The organism is Streptacidiphilus neutrinimicus, from assembly GCF_000787815.1.
Taxonomy (GTDB): Bacteria; Actinomycetota; Actinomycetes; order Streptomycetales; family Streptomycetaceae; genus Streptacidiphilus; species Streptacidiphilus neutrinimicus.
Window position 1 is genome coordinate 1 of sequence record NZ_BBPO01000002.1, and the last position, 6,727, is coordinate 6,727.

At 71.1% G+C, this 6,727-nt stretch carries 6 protein-coding genes and 1 pseudogene; 5 read left to right on the top strand and 2 right to left on the bottom strand.

Features of this window, described 5'->3' with window-relative positions; genetic code table 11:
- Both TR48_RS01395 and TR48_RS46760 read right to left on the bottom strand, forming a co-directional pair.
- Positions 1-881: COG1470 family protein (locus TR48_RS01395; protein ID WP_042363954.1), on the bottom strand; the 881-nt coding region annotated here is incomplete at its 3' end.
- A 145-nt stretch (positions 882-1,026) separates the two neighbouring features.
- Positions 1,027-3,291: an eCIS core domain-containing protein gene (locus tag TR48_RS46760; RefSeq protein WP_052442323.1), complete on the bottom strand. Its 2,265-nt coding sequence runs from the start codon at positions 3,289-3,291 to the stop codon at positions 1,027-1,029.
- A gap of 329 nt (positions 3,292-3,620) precedes the next feature.
- Here TR48_RS46760 and TR48_RS01405 point away from each other — a divergent pair, with 329 nt between their 5' ends.
- The 5 genes and pseudogenes from TR48_RS01405 to TR48_RS42860 form a co-directional block, all read left to right on the top strand.
- Positions 3,621-5,219, top strand: coding sequence for a phage tail sheath subtilisin-like domain-containing protein (locus TR48_RS01405; RefSeq protein WP_042363955.1), 1,599 nt, complete (start codon positions 3,621-3,623; stop codon positions 5,217-5,219).
- Positions 5,220-5,295: 76 nt separating this feature from the next.
- Positions 5,296-5,739, top strand: a complete 444-nt coding sequence (locus TR48_RS01410) for a phage tail protein (RefSeq protein WP_042363956.1) — start codon at positions 5,296-5,298, stop codon at positions 5,737-5,739.
- A complete protein-coding gene (locus TR48_RS01415; RefSeq protein ID WP_042363957.1) occupies positions 5,739-6,230 on the top strand; it encodes a hypothetical protein in 492 nt (163 codons plus the stop codon). The genes TR48_RS01410 and TR48_RS01415 overlap by 1 nt, the downstream gene beginning before the upstream one ends.
- Positions 6,227-6,385 carry a DUF6760 family protein gene (locus TR48_RS44175; protein ID WP_169790004.1) on the top strand — a complete coding sequence of 53 codons (159 nt, stop codon included), beginning with the start codon at positions 6,227-6,229 and terminating at the stop codon, positions 6,383-6,385. Before TR48_RS01415 ends, TR48_RS44175 begins: the two co-directional genes overlap by 4 nt.
- Positions 6,386-6,406: 21 nt before the next feature.
- Positions 6,407-6,727 (top strand): annotated as a pseudogene (locus TR48_RS42860) (hypothetical protein); the annotation flags it as partial.

The following is a 6,727-nucleotide window of genomic DNA, read 5'->3' on the forward strand; positions in this document are numbered from 1 at the left end:
GGAGCAACCTGCACCGGTGTGGACGGCGCACCGCCACCCTGCGGGGTGGCGGCGGGCTGCGTCGGCGTGGGTGCGGGCGGCTGACTGGGAGCCGGCAGCTGGCTGGGGGTCACCTGCGCCGCCAGCGGCGTGGCCTGGGTGCTGAAGGCGGGCGGGTTGGTCATCCAGAGCGCGACGAACGCGATCGCGAGGCCAAGGCAGAGGCTGAGGACGGTGAAGAGCCAGCGCGGCAGGAATCCGCGCTGGACGTAGGTGCCTTCCACGTTCAGCGGGTTGACGCCCGAGCGGCGCACCGAGAGCCGGTAGGGCCGGTTCTGCCTATGACCGATCCAGATGATCTGGCGCGGCTTCAGCGTCGCGTTGACGAAGGCCGCGCGGCCCGGCGCGATCTGGACGTTGGCCGGCACGACCTCGTAGCCGAGCTGGTCGCCGTTGTCGTCGCCGACCACCGAGGCGGTGAGCATGGTGTTGCCGAGGTTGTCGATGGCGAGCTTGGGCCGCCCCCGGAAGCGCCCCTTGACGGTGTGCGGGACGAGCTCGGCCCGCACCTCCACGAACGGCGTCACCGTGATGTTGCCCTCGGGGACGGTGGTCGCCTCGGGGTGCTCGGTCGGGGTGACCTGGACGGCGAACGGGTGCGGCCCGGCGGCGGCGTCGGGGGTGCGCGGCGGTGCGACCGTGAGCTCGACCGTCCCCGTGGTGCCCGGGTAGAGGCGGAGGGTGGGCGGTTCGACGGTGACGTAGGGCGCCAGGTCGCCGACGACCGTGAAGCGGTACTCGTCGACGATGTCACCGGTGTTGCGGACCCGCAGGCGTACGGTGGCGGTGCTGCCCGCGTCGACCGTCGTGGACGCGGGCTCCAGGGAAGTCCATAGGCTCACCTGGGGAAGCTACCTGGAAGCGACGCGGCCGGGCAGGAGTCACAAGGGCAGTCCTGGTGCACGGTCGAGTCCCCAAAGGGCAAGGCTTGCTGCCCGGTTCGCCCACCCGGCTCACCGTACCGCCCGGCCTCGGCGACGGACGTCGTCAGGGGCGGACGGCGTCGAGCTGCTGGCTGAGTCGCTTCATCCGCTCGCGCAGCGGCCGGGGGTTGTTGAGGCACCAGGTCAGCAGGCGGGTGCGGTCGCGCCCGCTCAGGTCCTGCCACCGACGGAAGCGGTCGATGCGCTCCGCCAGGTCGCCGCGGAGGTCCCTCAGCTCCTGCGCGACCGACTCGGCGACCTGCAGGAACCGCTCCTCCTGGTCGGTCACCATCCGGTCGTGCTGCCGCGCCACCAGTTCCCTCATCGCCCGGACCTGCTTCTTCGCGTCCTGGTAGACCGCGTCCGTGCTCGCGTGCAGCTGGGTGAGCCGGTCGGCGATCCGCTGGGCGTTCGCCAGCGGGAGGGAGGCGTACCGGTCGTCGATGTCGTACGGCACGTCGTAGTTCTGCGCGATGTCCATGACCTCGTGCAGCGTGTGGTAAGCGAACTCGGTGGTGTGGTCGAAGTCCAGGCGCCAGAAGGAGAAGATGCCCCAGCCGACCGCGGCGATCTCCTCCCGTGAGGCGCCGCTGGCCTGGGCCAGCTTGAACATCCGGGCGGCGGTGTACGACTGGCCCGCCCACACCGGCACGTTCCTGGAGCGGGCCAGCCTGGTCGTCAGCGAGTTCTCGTTGCGGGTGGAGGGATGCTCCTTCACCGTGCCGTCGGCCTTGACCACGGGGTTCTGGCCCCGGTCGTGGACCTGGAGTCGCCTGCCCTGACCGTCCCAGCCTGCCGTGCTCCAGGTGTCCTCGTCGTCGATCTCGGCCACCGCCTCCTTGCCCATGGTCGGCGGCGTGTGCCGCGAGTGCCCGAAGTACTCGGACAGGTCGTGCAGGGCGATCATCTTGTCCCGGAAGGAGAACTTCTCCGGGGTCTCCAGCAGCGCCAGCAGGCCACCCTTGTCGATCATGCGGGTGGCCAGGCGGCTGTTGGCGAACTTGGGGTTGAACGTGCCGTCGAAGTAGGCCAGGTAGGCCCCGACCGGCTGGTCCGCCTTCTTCCTGTCGTGGATCGGGCCGTGGCGGCCCTGGATCAGCGGCTGCGACTCGATGTGCGACAGCCCGGTCCGCAGCTCCTCGTGCATGACCGCGATCTGACGGGGCGACATTCCACGGGCGCGCTGGACCTCCTGGGCGAACCGGGCGACACGACGCAGTACGACGTTCAGGAACAGCTCCACCTGCCCGCCGTTCTGGACGTCGAGCGCGGCCTCCTTCTCCCGGTGGCGGTTGTCCTTCGCGTAGACCCAGCCCATCAGGTTCCGGGCGAGCTCGGTGTAGTTGTTCACCCGGATGTCGTGGTTCTTGGCGCCGAAGTCCGGGTGCCTGCCCACCTGCCCCTTGAGCACCGGGTGGTAGCCCTTGTATCCGACCGGGGCGACGATCGCCTTCCTGAGCTGCCAGTCGATCCGGTTCTGCTCGTTGACGAACGCGGTGCGCTCGTCCCGGCTGAAGTTCGGGGCGGCCTCGCCGAGGAAGCCCTTCGTCACCTCCTTCACCATGGTGTCGAGCACCAGCTCCTGTTCGCGCGGCGGGAGCGCGGAGGTCCGCTGCTTGTACTCCTTGGTGAAGTCGATCCGCCCCACCTGCAGTGCGCGCTGCACCTCGGGCTGCTGCGCCGTGTGGCCGCAGGCCGCGGTGTGCGCGTGCGCGGGAACGTCGGTGGCCCTGGCTGCGGCCGGCTGCACCGCGGTCGACGCTGCCGGGAGCGGCGCTGCCAGGCTCCGCCGGGCGTTCTCCTCCGCGTCCCGCTCGAAGCGGTCACCGGGGTCGCTGACCCGCAGCCCGCCGCCGTTGTCGGCGCCGGCCACCGGGCCCTGGCGTTGCTGGATGACATGGGTCAGCTCGTGGGCGAGCGTGTGCCGGTCCCCGCCGCCGTCCCCGATGACCACGTGCTCGCCGGAGGTGTAGGCGCGCGCGCCGAGTTCGGCCGCCGAACGGCGGGCCTTCGCGTCGTCGTGCACGCGCACCGAGGAGAAGTCCGCGCCCAGCCGGACCTCCATCTCCCTGCGGGTGGGCTCCGGCAGCGGCCGGCCCGTACCGCTCAGCACCTCGTGCGCGAGAGAACGCTGCACCGTCGCCGGGCTCTCGGCGGAGCTGTCCTGCGGGCCGGCGTCCCTGTTCTTCAGGAACTGTACGACGGCCGCGTTGCCCGCCAGGCGCTGGAGCGCCGGCAGATCCAGACCGCTCCGGGTCGGCCGCTCGGGCTTGGCCGCGTCCGCGGAGCGCTTCGACGGAGCGTCATGTCCGCTGAGGTGGTGCCGCATGGAGAAGCCCCCGATCAGGGTGTGGTCGTTGCGGGCGCGCCCGACGCCCTCTTCGGATCCGGCCGTGCGACACCCGCCCCAGGACTACGCGGGCGCGCGGTTTGCCCACAAGGGCCTTCCGGGCATCATCGAGGGCAGATCCGGCTCCTTTGCTGCCAGGATGCCTGGCGGCGGGCGGGGCTCATCGGGCCGCGCCGCCCGCCTGCCCGTTGGGACATTGAGCGGGGCATCAGCGCTGCCCCAGGTCGGGCACCCGGGGACGTTTTGGGAGCGCACACGAACCGGCAGTGTTGTCGTGGTCCTGTCTTGTACTGCGAGGAGCGCTCAGCATGCCGTCGTACCTGTCGCCAGGCGTCTACGTGGAGGAGGTCGCCAGCGGCTCGCGGCCGATCGAGGGAGTGGGCACCTCGGTGGCCGCGTTCGTCGGCCTCGCGCCGACCGGCCCTCTCAACGAGCCCACGCTGGTGACCAACTGGTCGCAGTACGTCGCCGAGTTCGGTGAGTTCACCGACGGCTACTACCTCGCGCACTCCGTCTACGGCTTCTTCAACAACGGCGGCAGCGCCGCCTACGTGGTCCGCGTCGGCGGGGTGCCCGGCGGCGTCTCCGGCTCGGTCGCGCACGCCCCGACCGCCCTGGCCGGCGCCGCCCGGGCCGCGCTGCTGCCGGGCGAGGCCAAGGAGCTCGGCTCCTTCAAGGTCTCGGCCCTCGCGGGCGGGGAGAGCGGCGCGCTCACCGTCGAGGTCGCCGACGCCGAGGGCGAGGGTCCGGCCGACCGCTTCCGCCTGGTCGTCAAGGACGGCGAGAAGCCGCTCGAGACCTTCGACGTGTCGGCGAAGAAGGGCAGCCGGACCTATGTCGTCACGCAGGTCAAGGAGCGGTCCAAGCTGATCTCTGTCGCGGAGGCCGCTCCCGCCGCGCAGTTGGTCCGTCCGCAGAACCAGACGGTCGCGCTGCCCGCGCCGTCCGCCGCCCCGGCCGCGAGCCCGGCCCCCGCCGCGGCGGACGCGGGCGAGCAGGTCGGCGTCCGCGAGTACGTGGGCGACTCGGCCGACCGCACCGGCTTCGGGGGCCTGGAGGCCGTGGACGAGGTGTCCATGGTCTCCGTCCCCGACCTGATGGCCGCCTACCAGCGCGGCGCGATCGACCTGGAGTCCGTCAAGGCCGTCCAGCTCGCGCTGATCGCGCACTGCGAGCTGATGGGCGACCGGCTGGCGATCATCGACCCGCCGCCGGGCCTGAACGCCCGTCAGATCCAGGTCTGGCGCCAGGACACCGCCGGCTACGACTCCAAGTACGCCGCGCTGTACTACCCCTGGATCAAGGTCTTCGACCCCGCCTCCTCCCAGACCCGGATGGTGCCGCCGAGCGGCCACGTGGCAGGCGTCTGGGCCCGCAACGACTCCGAGCGCGGCGTCCACAAGGCCCCCGCCAACGAGGTCGTGCGCGGCGCCGTGGACCTGGAGATGCAGATCACCCGCGGCGAGCAGGACCTGCTCAACCCGCTGGGCATCAACTGCATCCGGGCCTTCCCCGGCCGCGGCATCCGCATCTGGGGCGCGCGCACGCTCTCCTCCGACCCGGCCTGGCGCTACCTGAACGTGCGCCGGTACTTCAACTACCTCGAGGAGTCCATCCTCACCGGCACGCAGTGGGTGGTCTTCGAGCCGAACGACCAGGCCCTGTGGGCCCGGATCCGGCGCAACATCTCCGCCTTCCTGGTCACCGAGTGGCGCAGTGGCGCCCTCTTCGGCGCCACGCCGGACGACGCCTACTACGTCAAGTGCGACGCGGAGTCCAACCCGCCGGAGTCCGTGGACCTCGGCCGGGTCATCTGCGAGATCGGCGTCTCCCCGGTCAAGCCGGCCGAGTTCGTGATCTTCCGGCTGGCGCAGTTCTCCAGCGGTGCGGGCGAGTTGGAGGAGTAGTCGGGGATCCCTGACGCTCGAAGGCGCCGTCCGCGCGCACCACGACCAGTACGAGAAGAAGTAAGGAATACCAGGCATGAGCCTTCAGCCCGGCGATTCGCTCACATCGCACAATTTCGGCCTCCAGATCGACGGCGTCATGGTCGAGTACCTCCAGGAGGTCTCCGGCCTGGACATGAACCAGGACGTCATCGAGTTCCAGCAGGTCTCGGCCAACGGCCAGCCTGTCGTCAAGAAGCTCCCCGGCGTCAAGCGCGCGGGCGAGGCCACGGTCGTGCGCGGCATGACCCAGTCCAAGGCCTTCAACGACTGGATCAACGCCTCTATCCGCGGCGACATGGGCTCGGCCCGCAAGAACGCCAGCATCATCGTGATGGACTACCAGAACAACCCGGTGAAGCGGTACCACCTGCGCCAGGCCTGGTGCAACAAGGTCTCCGCGAGCACGGTCAAGGCCGGTGAGGCGTCCGCCCTGACCGAGACCGTCACCATCACCTACGAAGAAATGATCATGGAGTAATGCGCCGCGGAGCAGCAGCCAGGACCGGCGGCCTCGCCGCCGGTCCCGACGCCGACGCCGCGTTCGCGGCGTCGGCGGCCCCGGTCGCCCCGGCGGTCGAACCCGCCCCCGTGCGGCGGCAGTTGCGCACGGAGTTCGCCTTCGAGCTGCCGCGCGGCTACGTGGACGAGTCCGGCACGGTGCACCGCGAGGGCGTCATGCGCCTGGCGACCGCCCGCGACGAACTCATCCCGCTGCGCGACGTGCGCGTGCAGGAGAACCCCGCCTACCTGTCGGTGGTGCTGCTCGCCCGGGTGATCACCCGGCTGGGCACCGTCCCGCACCTGCACGACGGCGTGGTGGAGAACATGTTCGCCTCCGACCTGGCCTTCCTGCAGGACTTCTACCGCCAGATCAACGCGGAGGGCCACACCCGGGCCGGCGTGACCTGCCCGCACTGCGAGCAGCCCTTCGAGGTGGAGCTCGGCGGGAGCCGCCTGGGGGAATCGTGACGTACGCGACCGAACGTGTCCACGAGGAGATCGCGTACATCGCCTACCACTTCCACTGGAGCCTGGAGGACATCCTGGACCTCGAACACCGTGACCGCCGCCGCTACGCCGAGCAGATCGCCACGCTCGTGACGCGCGCCGCGGCGGAACGGTAACGGGGCGGGATACGCACGACGATGGGAATCCTCGACCGACTTCGGGGCACGTCAGCGGCGCAGGCGACGGCGGCGTCAGCGGCGCCCGCTTCGGCGCCCACGGCGCCCGCTTCGGCGCCCGCGACGGCCGCGCCGCGCGGGTGGGCGGCCCTGCCGCCGATCCAGCGCGCCAGCGCGGCACCGGCACGGCAGGCGGTCGCGGCCTCCGACTTCTCGCGGACGCTGGCCACCTGGCAGAACCCCACCTTCATGGGAACCCTTTCGCATGCCGTCCTCGACGGCGCGCCGACCGGCGTGCTGCGCGACGCGCTGACGCCGGTGCGGACCGGGAACGGCGGGCGG